The following is a 16,763-nucleotide window of genomic DNA, read 5'->3' on the forward strand; positions in this document are numbered from 1 at the left end:
TGAGGAAGTTCCCACCGGAGCTCCCTCCGCCAGGCTCAACCGTCTTAGGAGTGTCCTGCTCATGGCTGCAGATCAGGGGCCCGTCGGCGCCTCGCCCGCCGCTCCGGTCGTCACTGTCGCCGGTCCTCGCGTCCCCCGGGCGGAGGAGGTGCTCACTCCGGAGGCGCTCGCCTTCGTCGCCGGGCTCCATCAGGCCTTCGAGGGGCGCCGACAGGAGCTGCTGGCCGGGCGGAAGGCCCGCCGCGCCGAGATCGCCGCCACCGGCACGCTGGACTTCCGCCCCGACACCGCCGACATCCGGGCCGGGGACTGGAAGGTCGCCGAGGCGCCCCGCGCCCTCCAGGACCGCCGGGTCGAGATCACCGGGCCGACCGACCGCAAGATGGTCGTCAACGCGCTCAACTCCGGGGCGCGGATCTGGCTCGCGGACTTCGAGGACGCCACCTCCCCGACCTGGGAGAACGTGGTCGGCGGCCAGGCCAACCTGACCGACGCCTTCGAGGGCCGGATCGACTTCACCGGCGCGGCCGGCAAGGCGTACACCCTCAAGCCCGCCGCCGAACTCGCCACCGTCGTGGTCCGCCCCCGCGGCTGGCACCTGGACGAGAACCACCTGCGGGTCGACGGCACCCCGGTGGCCGGCGCGTTCGTCGACTTCGGCCTCTACTTCTTCCACAACGCCGCCCGGCTGCTGGCCAAGGGTGCCGAGGACCCCAACTCCGGCCCGTACTTCTACCTGCCGAAGACCGAGAGCCACCTCGAGGCCCGGCTGTGGAACGACGTGTTCACCCACGCCCAGGCCGAACTCGGCATCCCGCACGGCACGATCCGGGCGACCGTGCTGATCGAGACCATCACCGCCGCGTTCGAGATGGACGAGATCCTCTACGAGCTGCGCGACCACGCGGCCGGCCTCAACGCCGGGCGCTGGGACTACCTGTTCTCGATCGTCAAGAACTTCCGCGACGCGGGCGAGCACTACATCCTGCCGGACCGCAACACCGTCACCATGGCCTCGCCGTTCATGGCCGCCTACACCCGGCTGCTGGTACGGACCTGCCACCGGCGCGGCGCCCACGCGATCGGCGGCATGGCCGCGTTCATCCCGAGCCGCCGCGACCCGGAGGTCAACGCGGCCGCGCTGGAGAAGGTCAAGGCGGACAAGGACCGCGAGGCCGGGAACGGCTTCGACGGCTCCTGGGTCGCCCACCCCGACCTGGTGCCGGTCGCCCGGGCCTCCTTCGACGCGGTGCTCGGCGAGCGGCCCCACCAGAAGGACAACCCCGGCCCGGCCGAGCCGGTGACCGCCGCCCAGCTCCTCGACATCGCCGGAGCCGGCGGCACCTGCACCCGAGCGGGGCTGCACAACGCCGTCCAGGTCGGCGTCCGCTACATCGAGGCCTGGCTGCGCGGGCTCGGGGCCGTCGGCATCTTCAACATGATGGAGGACGCCGCCACCGCCGAGATCTCCCGCTCGCAGATCTGGCAGTGGATCCACAACGGGGTCGTGCTCTCCGACACCGGCGAGAAGGCCACCGCCGACCTGGTCCGTTCCCTGGTCGCCGCGGAGCTGGCCGAACTCCTCGCCGAGCTGGGCGAGGAGGCCTATGGCGCCGGCCGCTGGCCGGAGGCCGCCCGGCTCTTCGAACAGGTCGCCCTGGCCGAGGAGTTCGTGGACTTCCTGACCCTCCCCGCGCTCCCGCTGCTGGGCTGATCCCGACCTGCCCGCCGGAGCCCGCCCGGCTGCGGTGCGCCGGCGGTCCACCACTCCGTTCCGTACGGCGACGAATCCCACCTGTCCTCTCGTCGCTGTACGGAACGGTATTGTCCACGTAAGGAGTTCACCCATGGCGCGCATGTTCTTCAACGGCCAGGCAATGGTCGGCGGTCCCTTTCACGCGAAGGTCGCCGACTCGCTGATCGGGCCGGCCAGGACCGCCCCCGGCTACCGCTTCTTCTCCATCGACCACAGCGGCGGCACGGACGTCTGCCCGGGACTGCTGGCCGACCCGGAGGCGGACACCGCCATCGAGGGCGAGCTGTACGACATCCCCCTGGAGCGGTTGCGGGACGTCATCCTGCCGGGGGAGCCGCGGGAGCTGGAACTGGGCGTCATCGAGCTGGAGGACGGCTCCGCGTGCCTGTCCATGCTGCTCTCCCGGGGCGAGCTGGAGCGCGGCGTCCACCGGGAGATCACCCACCACGGCGGCTGGCGCGCCTACCTGGCGTCGATCGGGCGTACGGCCTGACGGCTGCCGCCGGGTGCGCCGGCAGCCCCGGACCCTCGCCGTGGGTCCGGGGCTGCGGTCCGCGCACCGGTGACGGCGAACAGACGACAGAGAACAGCTGACAGATAACAGATAACAGATGACGAAAGTTGTCAGCTGTCATCCGTCCGCCGCTGTCGTCCGTCCGTCGCCCCGAGGTGCGCGGAGCCCGGGGGCGCACCGTCCCTGGGCGCCCCCGGAGTACGGGGTGGGCGTCGGACCGGCCCCGGACCGGACCGAACCGGCCCAGACCGGACCGGCCCTAGACCGGACGCGCCGCCAGCTCGCGGGCGGCGCGGGCGCAGTCGCGTGCGATCCGGTCCTCGTTGACGGTGGTCAGCTGCCCCTTCTCGACCACCGCGTTGCCGTTGACGAACAGCACCGACAACGGCGGCAGCGCGCCGAAGGTGAGCGCGGCGACGGGGTCGGCGATGGACGAGTGCATGACCCCGTCGATCTTCCACAGCGCCAGGTCGGCGAGCTTGCCGACCTCGATCGAGCCGATCTCGTCCTGCCGGCCGAGCACCCGGGCGCCGCCCATGGTGCCCAGGCGCAGCGCCTGCCGCCCGGTCAGCGCGGCGGGGGAGCCGTGCAACCGGTTGATCAGCAGGGCGTTGCGCAGCTCCGTACCGAGCTCGCCGGACTCGTTGGAGGCGGTGCCGTCCACCCCGAGCCCGACCGGGACGCCGGCCCGGAGCATGTCGGGCACCCGCGCGATCCCGGCCGCCAGGCGGGCGTTGGAGGACGGGCAGTGGGCGACGCCGGTGCCGGTCTCGGCGAACTTGGCGATGTCGGAGTCGTTCATGTGCACGCAATGCGCCATCCAGACGTCCTCGCCGAGCCAGCCCACCGACTCGAAGTAGTCGGTCGGCCCCATGCCGAACAGCTCCTTGCAGAACGCCTCCTCCTCGGCCGTCTCCGAGCCGTGGGTGTGCAGCCGGACGCCCTTGCGGCGGGCGAGTTCGGCGGACTGCCGGAGCAGGTCGGTGGAGACGGAGAAGGGGGAGCAGGGCGCGAGGGCGATGTGCAGCATCGAGCCGAAGGAGGAGTCGTGGTAGCGGTCCACGGCCGTCTCGGAGGCGGCCAGGATGTCGTCCAGCTCCTCGACCGCGTGGTCCGGCGGCAGCCCGCCGTCCTTCTTCGAGCGGTCCATCGAGCCGCGCAGCGCGGTGAAGCGCAGGCCGAGCTCCTGGACGGCCTCGATGGAGGCGCCGAGGATGTCGCCGCCGTCCTTCGGGAAGACGTAGTGGTGGTCCGAGGCGGTGGTGCAGCCGGACTTGAGCAGCGCGGCGGCGGAGCCCTGGCCGGCGGCGTGCACGAGCCGCTCGTCGATCCGCGCCCAGGTCGGGTAGAGGGCGACCAGCCAGTCGAACAGGATGTCGTCCTGGGCCAGGCCGCGGGTGATCCACTGGTAGAAGTGGTGGTGGGTGTTGACCAGGCCGGGGGTGGCCAGGTGGCCCTCGCCGTTGATCCGGCGCACCACGTTGTCCAGCCACGCGGGGGCGGGGCCGTCGCCCACCGCCTCGATGGTGTTGCCGAGGAGGACCACGTGGCCGCGGGCGTACTCGGTGTCGTTCGCGTCCACGGTGGCGATCGCGACGTTCTCGATCACGGTCCGCTGGTCGGTGGGCGGGGGCTGGACTGCCATGGTGTGACTCCTAGGGGGAGGGTCGGGAGGGGCGCGCACCGTGGCGCACGCCCCTCCCGGGGCCGGTCAGGACGGCGTCGCCGTCGGAACCGTGGGACCTGTCGGCATCGACGGCACCGCGGGAGCGGTCGGAGCCGCCGGCACCGTCGCGTCGGAGCCCTGGCCGGGCCTGGAGCGACGGGCGGCCCCGACGTGGTGGAAGAGCAGGTTGAGCAGGACGGCCACCACGCAGCCGGCCGATATCCCCGAGTGCAGCAGGGTCCGGGCGGCCTCCGGGAAGGAGTCGTAGAACGTCGGCGCGGCGATCGGGACGATGCCGACCCCGAGCGAGACGGACACCAGGATGGTGTTCGACCCGGACTCCATGCCGGCCTCCGCGAGGGTGCGGATGCCGCTGGCCGCGACCGTGCCGAAGAGCACGATCCCGGCGCCGCCGAGGACGGGCTGCGGCACCAGGGAGACGACCGAGCCCAGCACGGGGAACAGCCCCAGCAGGACCAGGATGCCTCCGCCGGCCGCGACCACGAAGCGGCTGCGGATCTTCGTCAGCGCCACCAGCCCGATGTTCTGGGCGAAGGCGCTGGCGGCGAAGCCGTTGAAGACGGGGCTGAGCGCGGTGGCCAGGCCGTCGGCCCGCAGGCCGGCGGCGAGGGTGGGTTCGTCCGCCTCGCGGTCGACGATCCTGCCGAGGGCGAGCATGTCGGCGGTGGACTCGGTCATCGCGACCACCATGACGATGCACATCGAGACGATCGCGGCGGCGTCGAACACGGGCGCGCCGAAGTGGAACGGGGAGGGGAGCGAGAAGACCTTCGCGTCCTTGACCGCGCCGAAGTCGGCGAGCCCCAGCGGGAAGGCGATCAGGGTGCCGAACGCCAGGCCGATGAGCAGGGACAGCTGCTGCCAGAACCCGCGCAGCAGCCGGTTGCAGAGCACCACCGCGACGAGGGTGATCGCGGCGAGGCCGACGGCCCGCATGGAGCCGTACCCGGGGGCGCCCGGCGAACCGCCGCGCGCCCAGTTGACCGCCACCGGGAGCAGGGACACCCCGATGAGGGTGATCACGGTGCCCTGGACGACCGGGGGGAAGAACCGGATGAGCTTGCAGAAGTACGGTGCCGCGAGGAAGCACAGGAGCCCCGCGACGATCACCGCTCCGAAGATCACCGGGAGGGCCTCCTTCGGTCCTCCCGTCTTCTCGATGGAGCCCTTGGCGATGGCGATCATGGGCGCGACCCCCGCGAAGGAGACGCCGTTCACGAACGGCAGCCGCGCGCCGATCTTCCAGATGCCGAGGGTCTGGAGGAGGGTGGCCAGTCCGGCGGTGAACAGGCTGGCCGAGATGAGCAGGGCGAGTTCGGCGGGGGAGAGCCCGACGCCGGCGCCGACGATGAGCGGGGGTGCGACGACCCCCGCGTACATCGCGGCGACGTGCTGGAGTCCGGTGGAGAACAGCTTCACCGGGGGCAGCAACTCGTCCACGGGATGGGTTCCGGGCCGGGGCGGCTTGCCGGTGCGGTGCGCCGGCGTGCCGTCCGTGCCGTCCGGGTCCTGCGTTCTCTCCGGGGTGGAACCGCCGTCTGTACTGGTGGTGTTGCTGGGTGCCATGTCGAGCCCCTCTTGTGCCCGTGGCTCCCGGCGCGCCCGTGGCGCTGGAGTGCGGCTGGTGCTGGTGCTGGTACGACCGGGGGCGGGACGGCGGTGCAAGGATCCCTCGGCCGGGCTCTCCAGTGCCCCGGGCCGGCCGCCGCGAGGCAGACACGAACTCCGGTGGGTGGGGGTGGAGGTGGAGAAGAACTAACTGGTGCGGGTGGTGCCTGGTGATGGGGCCGGTGGGGCGGCCCGCCCGGCCGTCCGGCCCGTGGGGACCGGGGGATGCGGCGATTCCGGGCGGCGTCCACCTGGTGGTGCGGGTGCTGAGGGTGCCGAGGGTGGGGGAGGTCAGGCGACCGGGATGACCGGGACGACGCCCTCGCGGTGCACGGTGCCCTCGATCAGGCCGTACATGCGGTCCGCGGCGAAGTAGACCTCGTTCTCGTTCTTGAGGCCGAACGGCTCCAGGTCGACCAGGAAGTGGTGCTTGTTCGGCAGTTCGAGGCGGACCTCGTCCACCTCGGCGCGGTTGTTGAGAACCCGGGTGCCCATCGCGTGCAGGGTCTGCTGCAGCGAGTAGGAGTAGGTCTCGGCGAACGCCTCCAGCATGTGCCGCTTCACGTGGGTGTAGGAGCGGTTCCAGTTGGGCTGGGCCTCGCCGTTTCGGCCGCTGTAGCCGAACTTCCAGCGGGCGGTGACCTGGGTGGCGAGGATGCGGTCGTACGCTTCCTGGAGGGTGGTGTAGCCGTCCTTGATGTAGCCCCAGAACTCCGAGTTGGTGGAGTTCATGACGACCAGGTCCTTCAGGCCGGATATGACCTGGACGGACTCCCCGTCGTAGACGATCTCGCTGGTGCGGACCTCCTGGCCGTTGCGGACGAAGGAGTGGCCGACCTCCTCCGAGCCGATGAAGCGGGCCGAGCTGTCCGGCGTCCGGATCCGGTCCCAGGAGTACTCCTCGATCCGGATCCGGGCGCTGTGCACGACGCCGCGTTCGGTGTCGTCGACGAAGTGGCGGGCCAGGAGGATGCCGAACGCCTCGGCCGACTCGATGCCGTGCTCCTTGGCGAAGGCGTAGACGGTGTTCTTGGTGGTGTCGGTGGGAAGGCAGTTGGCGTTGGACCCGGTGAGGTGGACGTCCTCGAACTCGCCGCGGAGCGAGACCGAGACGTTCAGGTCCTTGATCTCGTGCCGGGTGGAGTCGCGGTGGATCCGGACGATGCGGTTCTCCGCCTTGCCGTACTGGTTCTGACCGAGCACGTGGGCCATGACGTGGCTCCTAAGCTTTCCAGGTCGGTCCACTAGCTTCCGCGGTAGACCGAGTATCCGAACGGGTTGAGCAGCAACGGCACGTGGTAGTGGTGCTGTTCGGGCGCGACCGTGAAGACGATCGAGACCTCGGGGAAGAACGGCGGCTCGGCGGACGTGGACGCGGAGTACGCGCCGGTGTCGAAGAGCAGCCGGACGACCGAGCCCGCCTCCACGGCCGGCAGGTCCTTGACCCGGCCGTCGGAGTCCGTGGCGGAGGTGCCGAGCACCTGCCAGCCACCCTCGGTGTGCAGTGCGAGCTCGACCGGGACGCCCTCGGCCGGTCGGCCGAGGCTGGTGTCGAGCACGTGGGTGGAGATGCCAGTCATGGGTGAAGTGACCTTACTGATGGCAGAAGTGATGGTGCGTCAGCATCAGTGGATGCCGGAAGTGTCTGGCAAGGAGGATGGGAGAAAGCGCGATATGACGATGTGTCAGTAAGCGTCGAGCAGGCGGTCGAGCCGGATGTCGTTGATCTTGCGCAGCTCCCCGCGGACGATCTCCGCCTCGGTGGCGGCGTCGTTGGGGTGGCGTTCGCGCAGGGCGGCGAGCATGCCGACCGCGGTGCGGCCGGTCGCGCAGATCAGGAACACGTGGCCGAACTTGGCCTCGTAGGCGGCGTTGGCCTCGTGCAGCGCGTCGAGGACCGCCTGGTCCACGCCCTGGATTCCGGCCTGTTCGCGCTCGGAGACGGCGTCGCCGGCTGTCGGCCTGCCGATCCGGGCGTGGCCGGCCATCGCGTCGCGCAGGTCCTCGGTCGTCAGTGACGCCATGGCCGCCGCGTTGGCGGCGAGCAGGGTGTCGCGGTCGGACCAGGGCCGGGCCGCGGCGACCGCGGCGGCCCAGCGGGGGCTGGAGCAGACCTCCAGCAGGATCCGTTCCAGCGCCGCGGCATCGGTCGCGGCCAGGACGTCAAGGGTGTGGGGGTGGTTGGTCACGGGTGGACCTCCTGAAGAGTGGTGCCACCCGGAAAAGCTAGATCGGCCCCACCCGGCCGTCAACACTTTGTTGAACGGTTGGTGGTTACGTTTTGAACCGGGCCCCGATGCCGGGCCCTTTCGTGTGCGATTCGCCAAGTGTGCCCCGCCGCAGGCCGATCCGGTCCTGTCGTGTCGGCGGGGTCACCCGTTCGGAAGCCCCCGGGGCGGGGGCGCGCACGTGCCCCGGAGGGCGTCGAGCCGGAGTGTCAGGACGACTTCGCGCCGTCCTGGCGGTTCAGGTAGTTGTACACGGTGAAGCGGCTGACGCCCAGGGCGGAGGCGACGGTCTCCACGCCGTGGCGGACGGTGAAGGCGCCGCGCTCCTCCAGCAGGGCGACGACCCGCTGCTTCTCCAAGCGGTCGAGCTCGGCCAGCGGGCGGCCGTCGAACTGCCGGGTCATCTCGGCGAGCAGCCGGTCCAACGCGCTGCTCAGGTGCGGCAGTCGGACGGCCAGGGCCGGGGTGCCCTCCCACTCCAGGACCACGTCGTCGGGCTTCGCCTCGTCCAGCGGGACGTGCGTCGCGCCGACCGCGGCCAGCAGCGGCTTCACCGCCGCGGCGAGCGGGTGTTCCACGTTCTCGGTCACGGCGTACCGTCCTCCTCGCCCAGCACGCTGACCTGGACCGAGATCCGGGTCGCCCCGGCGTCCAGGGTCTCCTTGAGCAGCTTGGCCACCGCGGCGAGGACCTGCTCGGCCCCGCCCTCGGCACCGGTGCCGAAGGGGCCGACCGAGACGTCCAGGCCGGCGTCGTCGACCACCCGGCGAGCCGCCGCGGCGTGCTCCGGGAACGTGTCCAGTTCGAACGGTTCTGTCGTGAACTCCACCATCAATCGCACGGGGTCACTGTAGCGAGCGGGGGTGCGGGCGGGCAGGGGTCGGGGGATCGAACGGTCCGGCCCCCGCGGACGGCGCGCCGCCGGTGTGGCCTCGGGGTGCCCTCGGGGCTGCCCCGGTGTGCCCTCGGGGTACCCGGCAGGGCCCCTCGGGACTGCTTCAACAAAATGTTGCGACTCCCTTGACACCCGCTCGGCGGGCCGGAGATGCTTCCACCACACAGAATCCCTCTTCCGGATCGTGGAAGTTGCGGATGAAGGAAGAGAGATGAGAGGTGAGCGACGTGACGGCGGCTGCCAAGCACGGCTTCACGGTCAACCTGTCGATCCTGTTCGGCGAACTGCCGCTCCTGGAGCGCCCCGCCGCGGCCGCCGCGGCCGGCTTCACCGCCGCCGAACTGTGGTGGCCCTTCGGTGCGGAGCACGACCCCTCGCAGGCCGAACTGGACGCGCTGCGCAAGGCGTTCACCGACGCCGGCGTGCGGCTCACCGGCCTCAACCTCCTGGACGACCTGAGCAAGGGCGCCCGCGGAACCGTCTCGGTGCCCGCCGAGCGGGACCGCTTCCGCGCCAACCTCCCGGTCGCCGCCGAACTCGCCGCCTCGCTCGGCGCCACCGCGCTCAACGCGCTGTACGGCAACCGGGTCGAGGGCGTCGACCCGGCCGAGCAGGACGCGCTCGCACTGGAGAACCTGGTGCTCGCCGCGCGGGCCGCGCACGGGATCGGCGCCGTCCTGCTGATCGAGGCCCTGAACAGGGCCGAGTCGCCGGACTACCCGCTGGTCTCGGCCGCCGCCGCGGTCGAGGTGGTCGACCGGGTCAACGCCGCCACCGGCCTGGGGAACGCCAGGTTCCTCTGCGACCTGTACCACCTGGCCAGGAACGGCGAGGACCTGGCGGCGGTCATCGACACCCACGCCGACCGCATCGGCCACGTGCAGATCGCCGACACCCCGGGCCGCAACGAGCCCGGCACCGGCGAGCTGGACTTCGAGGACCTGTTCGCCCGGCTCACGGCCGCGGGCTACGCGGGCTCCATCGGTCTGGAGTACCGCCCCTCCGGCGGCGTCAGCGCCGACAGCTTCGGGTGGCTGCCGCGCGAGCTGCGCGCCGCCCAGTAGCGGAGCCGCCCGGCGGCGCGCTGCCGGGCAGTGCCCGGTTCGAGCGGCGGGCAGCGCACCGCCGACCCACCCGACCTCCCACCCGCACACGTAAGGAACTCGACGCGATGAGCCGCAAGATCGCCTTCATCGGCCTCGGCATCATGGGCAGCCCGATGGCCGCCAACCTGGTCAAGGCCGGCCACCACGTCACCGGCTTCAACCTCACCCGGCCGCCGATCGACGCCCTGGTCGCGGTCGGCGGCCACGGCGCCGGCAGCATCGCGGAGGCGGTCAGGGACGCCGAGGTGGTCATCACCATGGTCCCGGCCGACCCGCAGGTCGAGCAGGTCGTCCTGGGGGAGGGCGGCGTGCTGGAGAACGCCAGGCCCGGCACCCTGGTGATCGACATGTCCTCGATCACCCCGCAGACCTCGATCAGGGTCGAGGCCGCCGCCAGGGAGAAGGGCGTCCGCACCCTGGACGCCCCGGTCTCCGGCGGTGAGGCCGGCGCCGTCGAGGCCGTCCTGTCGATCATGGTCGGCGGTGCGGCCGAGGACTTCGCCGAGGCCAGGCCGCTGTTCGACGCGCTGGGCACCACGGTCGTCCACGTCGGCCCGGCCGGCGCCGGCCAGACCGTCAAGGCCGCCAATCAGCTGATCGTCGCGGTCAACATCCAGGTGCTCGCCGAGGCCGTGGTGTTCCTGGAGAACGCCGGCGTCGACCTCGCGGCCGCGCTGGACGTGCTCGGCGGCGGCCTGGCCGGCTCCACCGTGCTCAACCGCAAGCGGGCGAACATGCTGAACCGCGAGTTCGCCCCCGGCTTCCGGATCGACCTGCACCACAAGGACATGGGCATCGTCACCGACGCCGCCCGCGCCGTGGGCGCCGCGCTGCCGGTCGGCGCCGTGGTGGCCCAGCTGGTCGCCTCCGCCCGGGCCAACGGCGACGGCTCGCTCGACCACTCGGCGCTGCTGCGCGGCGTCGAGCGGCTCTCCGGGCGCGAGGTCGCGTGACCGCCGGGGGCTCCCGCGCGGAGCCCCCGGCCCCGAACTCCTCCTGGTGGCGTGTACCTATCCGGTCGTGCCCGCGCCGCCAGGAGGCCGGACCCGACCGGCGTGCGGGCCGGGGCTCATCCGCCCGCCCGTCGGTCGATCCAGGCCGGTGACGCGTACGTCCCCCTGGGGGCACTTCGGTCGTGCCTGGTACGCGTCGCCAGGGCCCCTCCCCGCCGCGGGGAGCTCCTCGTACGTCGGAAGCGGGACGAGGGGAACGGCGGGGAGGGGCGCACCCTCCTGGAGCGGGCCGCTCCGGACACCACGGTCACCCCCGACCGCCCCGACCGCTCCGGCCTCCCCGGCCGAGGCGCTGGCCACCCGGAGCACCCGGGCCCATGCTGGACGCACGTCAGCCGGACGCACGTCCCGGAACCACCGCCAGACCCGTACGGAAGCGAGGAGCGCGCCATGCCCCCCACCCCCCACCAGGGCCATGTGGTCGTCGCCCCCGACAAGTTCAAGGGCAGCCTGGAGGGTGCCGAGGCGGCGGCCCGGATCGCGGCCGGCATCCGGCGCGCCGCGCCCGGCACCGAGGTGCGCGAACTGCCCGTCGCCGACGGCGGCGAGGGCACCCTGGCCGCCGCGCTCGCGGCCGGCTTCAGCCGGGTCCCGGCCAAGGTGGCCGGCCCGACCGGCCTGCCGGTGGACGCCGCGCTGGCCGTCCGGGACGACACCGCCGTGGTCGAGCTGGCGCAGGCCTCCGGCCTCGCCCGGCTGCCCGGCGGCCGCACCGCCCCGCTCGCGGCCGGGTCCTACGGAGTCGGCCAGTTGATCGCCAAGGCGGTCTCGCTCGGCGCCAAGCGGATCGTGCTGGGCCTCGGCGGCAGTGCCTGTACGGACGGCGGCGCCGGCATGGTGCAGGCGCTCGGGGCACGGCTGCGCGATGCCGGCGGGGCCGAACTGCCGCCCGGCGGTGCCGCGTTGCGCCGGCTCGCGGAGATCGACCCCGGCCCGCTGGCCGAGGCCCTGGGCGGGGTCGAGGTCGTGGTGGCCTGCGACGTGGACAACCCGCTGCTCGGGCCGCGCGGCGCCGCCGCCGTCTACGGCCCGCAGAAGGGCGCCGACGGCGGGGACCTGGTGGTGCTGGAGGCGGGGCTGACCCGGTTCGCCGACCTGGTCGCCGAGGCCACCGGGCGGGACGTCCGGGAGGCGCCCGGCGCCGGCGCCGCGGGCGGCGTGGGCTTCGCCGCCCTGGCCCTGCTCGGCGCGACCATGCGCCCCGGCATCGAGCTGCTGCTCGACCTGCTGGGCTTCGACGGGGCCGTGCGCGGGGCACGCCTCGTCGTGACCGGGGAGGGGTGTCTGGACGCCCAGACGCTCCACGGCAAGGCCCCGGCCGGAGTCGCCGCGGCGGCCGCCCGGGCGGGGGTCCGGGTGGCCGCGGTGGCGGGCCGGCTGGAGCTCTCCGAGCCCGAGTGGCGGGCCGCCGGCTTCACCGCCGCGATCGCCCTGACCGACCTGGCCGAGCGGCCGGGGGAGAGCATGACCAGGGCCGCCGAGCTGGCCGAACTCGCGGGGGAGCGGCTGGCCGAGGAGCTCCTGTCGCACTGAACCCCGGTGCGTGCGCGACCTTCCCGCGCGGTGATCCCTCGGACGTTCCTCCATTGACGTTTTGTTGAAGGCGGGCCTAGGCTCCCGGCAATCCCTCGCCTCCCCCCGTGTTCCGTCACCCTCAACTCCCAGGTTCCGGAGGTCCCCCATGCCTTTCAGCCAGCCGACGGTGATCCGCTCCCGGCGGGCGGTCCTGCCCGACGGCGAGCGCCCCGCGGACGTGCTGATCCAGGACGGGAGGATCGCCCGGACAGCCCCGCACGGCTCGCTCGCGGCTCGCGAGGGCGAGCTCGTCGACCTCGGCGACACCGCCCTGCTGCCCGGCCTGGTCGACACCCACGTGCACGTCAACGAGCCCGGCCGCACCGAGTGGGAGGGCTTCGCCACCGCCACCCGGGCCGCCGCGGCCGGCGGCGTCACCACCATCGTCGACATGCCGCTCAACTCGATCCCGCCCACCACCACGGTGGCGGGGCTGGCGCTCAAGCGGAAGGCCGCCGACGGCCAGGCCTGGGTGGACCTCGGCTTCTGGGGCGGCGCCGTCCCCGGCAACCTGGCCGACCTCGAACCGCTGCACCAGGCAGGGGTGTTCGGCTTCAAGAGCTTCCTCGCCCCCTCCGGGGTGGACGAGTTCCCGCACGTCGAGGCCGCCGACCTGGAGGCGGCGCTGGCCGAGCAGGCCAGGATCGGGGCGTTGGCGATCATCCACGCCGAGGACCCGGCCGTGCTCGCCGCCGCCCCGCAGCAACCCGGCGTCCACTACCGGGACTTCCTGGCCTCCCGGCCCGCCGACGCGGAGACCGCGGCCGTCGCCCGGCTGCTCGACGCGGCCCGGCGCACCGGTGCCCGGGTGCACGTCCTGCACGTCTCCTCGGCCGCGGTGCTGCCGCTGCTGCGGCAGGCCCGCGAGGACGGCGTACGGGTGACCGCCGAGACCTGTCCGCACTACCTGACCCTCGCGGCCGAGCAGGTGCCGGACGGCGACACCGCCTTCAAGTGCTGCCCGCCGATCCGCGACGAGTCCAACCGGGACGCGCTCTGGGAGGCCCTGGGCCGCGGCGAGTTCATCGCCGTCGTCTCCGACCACTCGCCGTCCACCCCCGACCTCAAGCTGCTGCCCGAGTACGGCGGTAGCGGCGACTTCGCGGCCGCCTGGGGCGGGATCGCCTCGCTCCAGCTGGGCCTGCCGGCCGTCTGGACCGAGGCCCGCCGCCGCGGCCACACCCTGGCCGACGTGGTGCGCTGGATGTCCGCCGGACCGGCCGAACTGGTCGGCCTGACCGGCACCAAGGGCGCCATCGCCGCCGGCCACGACGCGGACCTGGTCGCCTTCGACCCGGACGGCGGGTTCGCCGTCCGTGCGAGCGGGCTGCACCACCGCAACCCGGTGACCCCGTACGCGGGCCGGACCCTCACCGGCGCGGTGCGTGCCACCTGGCTGCGCGGCCGCGAGGTGGACCCGGCGGCCCGCCCCTTCGGCCGGCAGCTCGCCCGGCCGCAGGCCGACCCCACCCGCTTCACCACCGCCACCCCCATCCCGTCCGAACGCGCCTAAAGGAGAGTCAGTGACCACTGCCGACACCCCGAGTGCTCCCTTCACCGAGCTGGTCGACCTGGCCTCCCGACTGCTCGGGGCGGGCGTCGTCGCCACCAACGAGGACACCTTCGCGGACGCCGAGAACCTGCTGGTCGCCAAGCCGGCCGAGTTCCGCCCGCACACCTTCGGCCACAAGGGCCAGATCATGGACGGCTGGGAGTCCAAGCGCCGCCGCGGCGTCTCCGCCGACCAGCCGCACCCCACCGACGAGGACCACGACTGGGCGATCGTCCGGCTCGGCGCCGCCGGGGTGGTCCGCGGCGTGATCGTGGACACCGCCCACTTCACGGGCAACTACCCGGAGACCGCCTCGGTCGAGGCCGCGTCCGTCCCCGGCCACCCCTCGCCCGAGGAGCTCCAGGACGCCGAGTGGACCACGATCGTGCCGCGTACCGCGCTCAACGGCGACACCGCCCACGAGTTCGCCGTCGCGGACGGCACCCGCTACACCCACGTACGGCTGAACATCTTCCCGGACGGCGGGGTCGCCCGGCTGCGGGTGCACGGCGAGGTGCTGCCCGATCCGCGCGAACTGGACGGCCTCACCTTCGACCTGGCCGCCCAGGAGTACGGCGGCGTGGCCGAGGCGGCCTCCGACCGCTACTTCTCCTCCCCGCACAACCTGAACGCTCCCGGCCGCGCCTCCGTCATGGGCGACGGTTGGGAGACCCGGCGTCGGCGCGACAAGGCCAACGACTGGGTGCAGATCGCCCTGGCCGGGGGCGGTGAGGTCCTGGCCGCCGAAGTGGACACCTCCTACTTCGTCGCCAATGCCCCCGGCTGGGCCGACCTGATCGGCTTCGACGCCTCGACCGGGGTCGACCCGGCCGACGGCGAGTGGTTCGAACTCCTGCCCCGCACCCGGCTCCAGCCCGACACCCGGCACCGCTTCCGGCTCGCCGCCGGCCGCCCGGTGACCCACGTGCGCATCAACGTCCACCCGGACGGCGGCCTCGCCCGCCTCCGGCTCACCGGCCGCCTCACCGGGGCCGGCCGCGCGGCCCTCGCGCTGCGCTGGTTCAACGCCCTCCCGGCCGCCGAGGCCGTCGCGGCCCTCACCGGGGCCGGTCTCACCGCCGACGAGGCCGCCGCGCTGACCGCCGCCCGCCCGGCCGCCGACCTGGCCGCGGCCGCGACCGTCGTCCGGAGCCTGCTCGGAAACTGACGACCCGTCGGATCCGCTCGTCGGGAGCCCCAGGGAACCTTTTCCGGCGAACGGATCTGACGATCCGTCACCTCACTCTCCACGCACCGCGCTTATCGACACCTGAAGGACCCTCCATGCCCAAGATCCTGACCACGGAGTCCGGCGCCCCGGTCGCCGACAACCAGAACTCGGCCTCGGCCGGCGAGTACGGTCCGCTGCTGATCCAGGACCAGCACCTGCTGGAGAAGCTGGCCCGGTTCAACCGCGAGCGCATCCCGGAGCGCGTGGTGCACGCCCGCGGCTCCGGCGCGTACGGCTACTTCGAGGTCACCGACGAGGTCGCGCGGTACACCCGGGCGGGCTTCCTCTCCGAGGTCGGCAAGCGCACCGAGGTCTTCCTGCGCTTCTCCACCGTGGCCGGCAACCTGGGCGCCAGCGACGCGGTGCGCGACCCGCGCGGCTTCGCGCTCAAGTTCTATACCGAGGAGGGCAATTACGACCTCGTCGGCAACAACACCCCGGTGTTCTTCATCAAGGACCCGATCAAGTTCCCCGACTTCATCCACTCGCAGAAGCGCGACCCGTACACCGGCGTGCAGGAGGCGGACAACGTCTGGGACTTCTGGGCCCACTCGCCGGCCTCGACCCACCAGATCACCTGGCTGTTCGGCGACCGCGGCATCCCGGCCTCCTACCGCCACATGAACGGCTACGGCTCGCACACCTACCAGTGGGTCAACGCCGACGGCGACGCCTACTGGGTGAAGTACCACTTCAAGACCAACCAGGGCATCCGCTGCCTGGACGGCGACCAGGCAGCCGAGGTGGTCGGCGGCGACGCCGACTCGCACCAGCGCGACCTCCACCAGGCCATCGAGCGCGGGGTGTTCCCGTCCTGGACCCTCTACGTCCAGCTGATGCCGGTCGCCGAGGCCGCGGACTACCGCTTCAACCCCTTCGACCTCACCAAGGTGTGGCCGCACGCCGACTACCCGCTGGTCAAGGTCGGCCGCCTGGTGCTCAACCGGAACCCGGAGAACGTCTTCGCCGAGGTCGAGCAGGCCGCGTTCTCGCCGAACAACTTCGTGCCCGGCATCGGCCCGTCCCCGGACAAGATGCTCCAGGGCCGCCTGTTCGCCTACGCGGACGCCCAGCGCTACCGCCTCGGCGTCAACCACACCCAGCTTCCGGTGAACGCCCCGCGCGCCACCGAGGCCGCCAACTACGGCCGGGACGGCCAGATGGCCGCCAACAGCGCCGGCCGCGGCAGGAACTACGAGCCCAACTCGTACGACGGTCCGGTCCAGACCGGCGACGCGACGGCCGCGCCGGTCAAGGTGAGCGGCCACACCGGCACCTACACCACCCCGGCGCACACCAAGGACGACGACTTCTTCCAGGCCGGCGAGCTGTACCGGCTGATGTCGGAGGGCGAGAAGACCCGCCTGGTCGGCAACATCGCGGGCTTCCTGGCGCAGGTCTCGCGCGACGACGTGGTGGAGCGGAACCTCGCCCACTTCCACGCCGCCGACGAGGAGTACGGCGCCCGACTGGCCGCCGCCGTCGCCAAGTTGCGCGCGGGCGACGAGGGCTGACCCGTCCGCACCATCCTCCGCACCGCCACCCTCGCGGCCGCCGGGCCCGTACCCGGCGGCCGCGGAACGGGCCCCTCCTCCCGG

The 16,763-nt window shown here is 72.8% G+C and carries 15 protein-coding genes; 8 read left to right on the plus strand and 7 right to left on the minus strand.

Going from position 1 to position 16,763, the window contains the following annotated elements; all coding sequences use genetic code 11:
- Positions 1 to 61: 61 nt before the first annotated feature.
- Both aceB and ACFVU7_RS28345 read left to right on the plus strand, forming a co-directional pair.
- Positions 62 to 1,714, plus strand: a complete 1,653-nt coding sequence (aceB, locus tag ACFVU7_RS28340) for a malate synthase A (protein ID WP_388047866.1) — start codon at positions 62 to 64, stop codon at positions 1,712 to 1,714.
- Positions 1,715 to 1,847: 133 nt separating this feature from the next.
- Positions 1,848 to 2,249, plus strand: coding sequence for a gamma-glutamylcyclotransferase (locus tag ACFVU7_RS28345; protein ID WP_074004300.1), 402 nt, complete (start codon positions 1,848 to 1,850; stop codon positions 2,247 to 2,249).
- 280 nt (positions 2,250 to 2,529) lie between these two features.
- Here the strand turns inward: ACFVU7_RS28345 and ACFVU7_RS28350 are convergent, their stop codons facing one another.
- From ACFVU7_RS28350 to ACFVU7_RS28380, 7 genes are all read right to left on the minus strand, one after another.
- Entirely contained in the window at positions 2,530 to 3,915 is a 1,386-nt protein-coding gene (locus ACFVU7_RS28350) for an 8-oxoguanine deaminase (RefSeq protein ID WP_117492640.1), read from the minus strand.
- Positions 3,916 to 3,981: 66 nt separating this feature from the next.
- Positions 3,982 to 5,523: a nucleobase:cation symporter-2 family protein gene (locus ACFVU7_RS28355; RefSeq protein WP_380779479.1), complete on the minus strand. Its 1,542-nt coding sequence runs from the start codon at positions 5,521 to 5,523 to the stop codon at positions 3,982 to 3,984.
- Positions 5,524 to 5,856: 333 nt separating this feature from the next.
- Complete coding sequence (pucL, locus tag ACFVU7_RS28360) at positions 5,857 to 6,777, minus strand: factor-independent urate hydroxylase (protein WP_388047867.1); 921 nt, start codon at positions 6,775 to 6,777, stop codon at positions 5,857 to 5,859.
- A 32-nt stretch (positions 6,778 to 6,809) separates the two neighbouring features.
- Positions 6,810 to 7,145 (minus strand): hydroxyisourate hydrolase, encoded by a 336-nt coding sequence (gene uraH, locus ACFVU7_RS28365; RefSeq protein ID WP_049653752.1) that lies wholly within the window; start codon positions 7,143 to 7,145, stop codon positions 6,810 to 6,812.
- Between the two features lie 105 nt (positions 7,146 to 7,250).
- Positions 7,251 to 7,754, minus strand: coding sequence for a 2-oxo-4-hydroxy-4-carboxy-5-ureidoimidazoline decarboxylase (gene uraD / locus ACFVU7_RS28370; protein WP_388047869.1), 504 nt, complete (start codon positions 7,752 to 7,754; stop codon positions 7,251 to 7,253).
- Between the two features lie 248 nt (positions 7,755 to 8,002).
- Entirely contained in the window at positions 8,003 to 8,383 is a 381-nt protein-coding gene (locus tag ACFVU7_RS28375; protein ID WP_049653753.1) for a helix-turn-helix domain-containing protein, read from the minus strand.
- Positions 8,380 to 8,634, minus strand: a complete 255-nt coding sequence (locus tag ACFVU7_RS28380) for a thiamine-binding protein (protein ID WP_388047871.1) — start codon at positions 8,632 to 8,634, stop codon at positions 8,380 to 8,382. The genes ACFVU7_RS28375 and ACFVU7_RS28380 overlap by 4 nt, the downstream gene beginning before the upstream one ends.
- Before the next feature lie 272 nt (positions 8,635 to 8,906).
- Here ACFVU7_RS28380 and ACFVU7_RS28385 point away from each other — a divergent pair, with 272 nt between their 5' ends.
- The 6 genes from ACFVU7_RS28385 to ACFVU7_RS28410 all read left to right on the plus strand — a co-directional run bounded on the left by ACFVU7_RS28385 (position 8,907) and on the right by ACFVU7_RS28410 (position 16,679).
- Positions 8,907 to 9,752, plus strand: coding sequence for a TIM barrel protein (locus ACFVU7_RS28385; protein WP_117492631.1), 846 nt, complete (start codon positions 8,907 to 8,909; stop codon positions 9,750 to 9,752).
- Positions 9,753 to 9,859: 107 nt separating this feature from the next.
- On the plus strand, positions 9,860 to 10,747 hold the full coding sequence (locus ACFVU7_RS28390) for a 2-hydroxy-3-oxopropionate reductase (protein WP_388047873.1): 888 nt from the start codon (positions 9,860 to 9,862) through the stop codon (positions 10,745 to 10,747).
- Positions 10,748 to 11,197: 450 nt separating this feature from the next.
- Positions 11,198 to 12,340 carry a glycerate kinase gene (locus ACFVU7_RS28395; RefSeq protein ID WP_388047875.1) on the plus strand — a complete coding sequence of 381 codons (1,143 nt, stop codon included), beginning with the start codon at positions 11,198 to 11,200 and terminating at the stop codon, positions 12,338 to 12,340.
- A gap of 148 nt (positions 12,341 to 12,488) precedes the next feature.
- A complete protein-coding gene (allB, locus tag ACFVU7_RS28400) occupies positions 12,489 to 13,895 on the plus strand; it encodes an allantoinase AllB (RefSeq protein WP_388047877.1) in 1,407 nt (468 codons plus the stop codon).
- A gap of 10 nt (positions 13,896 to 13,905) precedes the next feature.
- Complete coding sequence (alc, locus tag ACFVU7_RS28405) at positions 13,906 to 15,102, plus strand: allantoicase (RefSeq protein WP_388047879.1); 1,197 nt, start codon at positions 13,906 to 13,908, stop codon at positions 15,100 to 15,102.
- 116 nt (positions 15,103 to 15,218) lie between these two features.
- The gene (locus ACFVU7_RS28410) at positions 15,219 to 16,679 is read left to right on the plus strand and encodes a catalase (protein ID WP_380738575.1); all 1,461 of its coding nucleotides are present in this window, start codon (positions 15,219 to 15,221) and stop codon (positions 16,677 to 16,679) included.
- The last annotated feature ends 84 nt before the right edge of the window (positions 16,680 to 16,763 follow it).

This window comes from Kitasatospora sp. NPDC058046, from assembly GCF_042885595.1.
Lineage (GTDB): Bacteria > Actinomycetota > Actinomycetes > Streptomycetales > Streptomycetaceae > Kitasatospora.

Excerpts from the sequence above, each read along its gene's own strand:
- aceB (WP_388047866.1), top strand. The coding sequence starts at position 62 with ATGGCTGCAGATCAGGGGCCCGTCGGCGCCTCGCCCGCCGCTCCGGTC.
- ACFVU7_RS28345 (WP_074004300.1), top strand. The coding sequence starts at position 1,848 with ATGGCGCGCATGTTCTTCAACGGCCAGGCAATGGTCGGCGGTCCCTTT.
- ACFVU7_RS28350 (WP_117492640.1), bottom strand. The coding sequence starts at position 3,915 with ATGGCAGTCCAGCCCCCGCCCACCGACCAGCGGACCGTGATCGAGAAC.
- ACFVU7_RS28355 (WP_380779479.1), bottom strand. The coding sequence starts at position 5,523 with ATGGCACCCAGCAACACCACCAGTACAGACGGCGGTTCCACCCCGGAG.
- pucL (WP_388047867.1), bottom strand. The coding sequence starts at position 6,777 with ATGGCCCACGTGCTCGGTCAGAACCAGTACGGCAAGGCGGAGAACCGC.
- uraH (WP_049653752.1), bottom strand. The coding sequence starts at position 7,145 with ATGACTGGCATCTCCACCCACGTGCTCGACACCAGCCTCGGCCGACCG.
- ACFVU7_RS28390 (WP_388047873.1), top strand. The coding sequence starts at position 9,860 with ATGAGCCGCAAGATCGCCTTCATCGGCCTCGGCATCATGGGCAGCCCG.
- ACFVU7_RS28395 (WP_388047875.1), top strand. The coding sequence starts at position 11,198 with ATGCCCCCCACCCCCCACCAGGGCCATGTGGTCGTCGCCCCCGACAAG.
- allB (WP_388047877.1), top strand. The coding sequence starts at position 12,489 with ATGCCTTTCAGCCAGCCGACGGTGATCCGCTCCCGGCGGGCGGTCCTG.
- ACFVU7_RS28410 (WP_380738575.1), top strand. The coding sequence starts at position 15,219 with ATGCCCAAGATCCTGACCACGGAGTCCGGCGCCCCGGTCGCCGACAAC.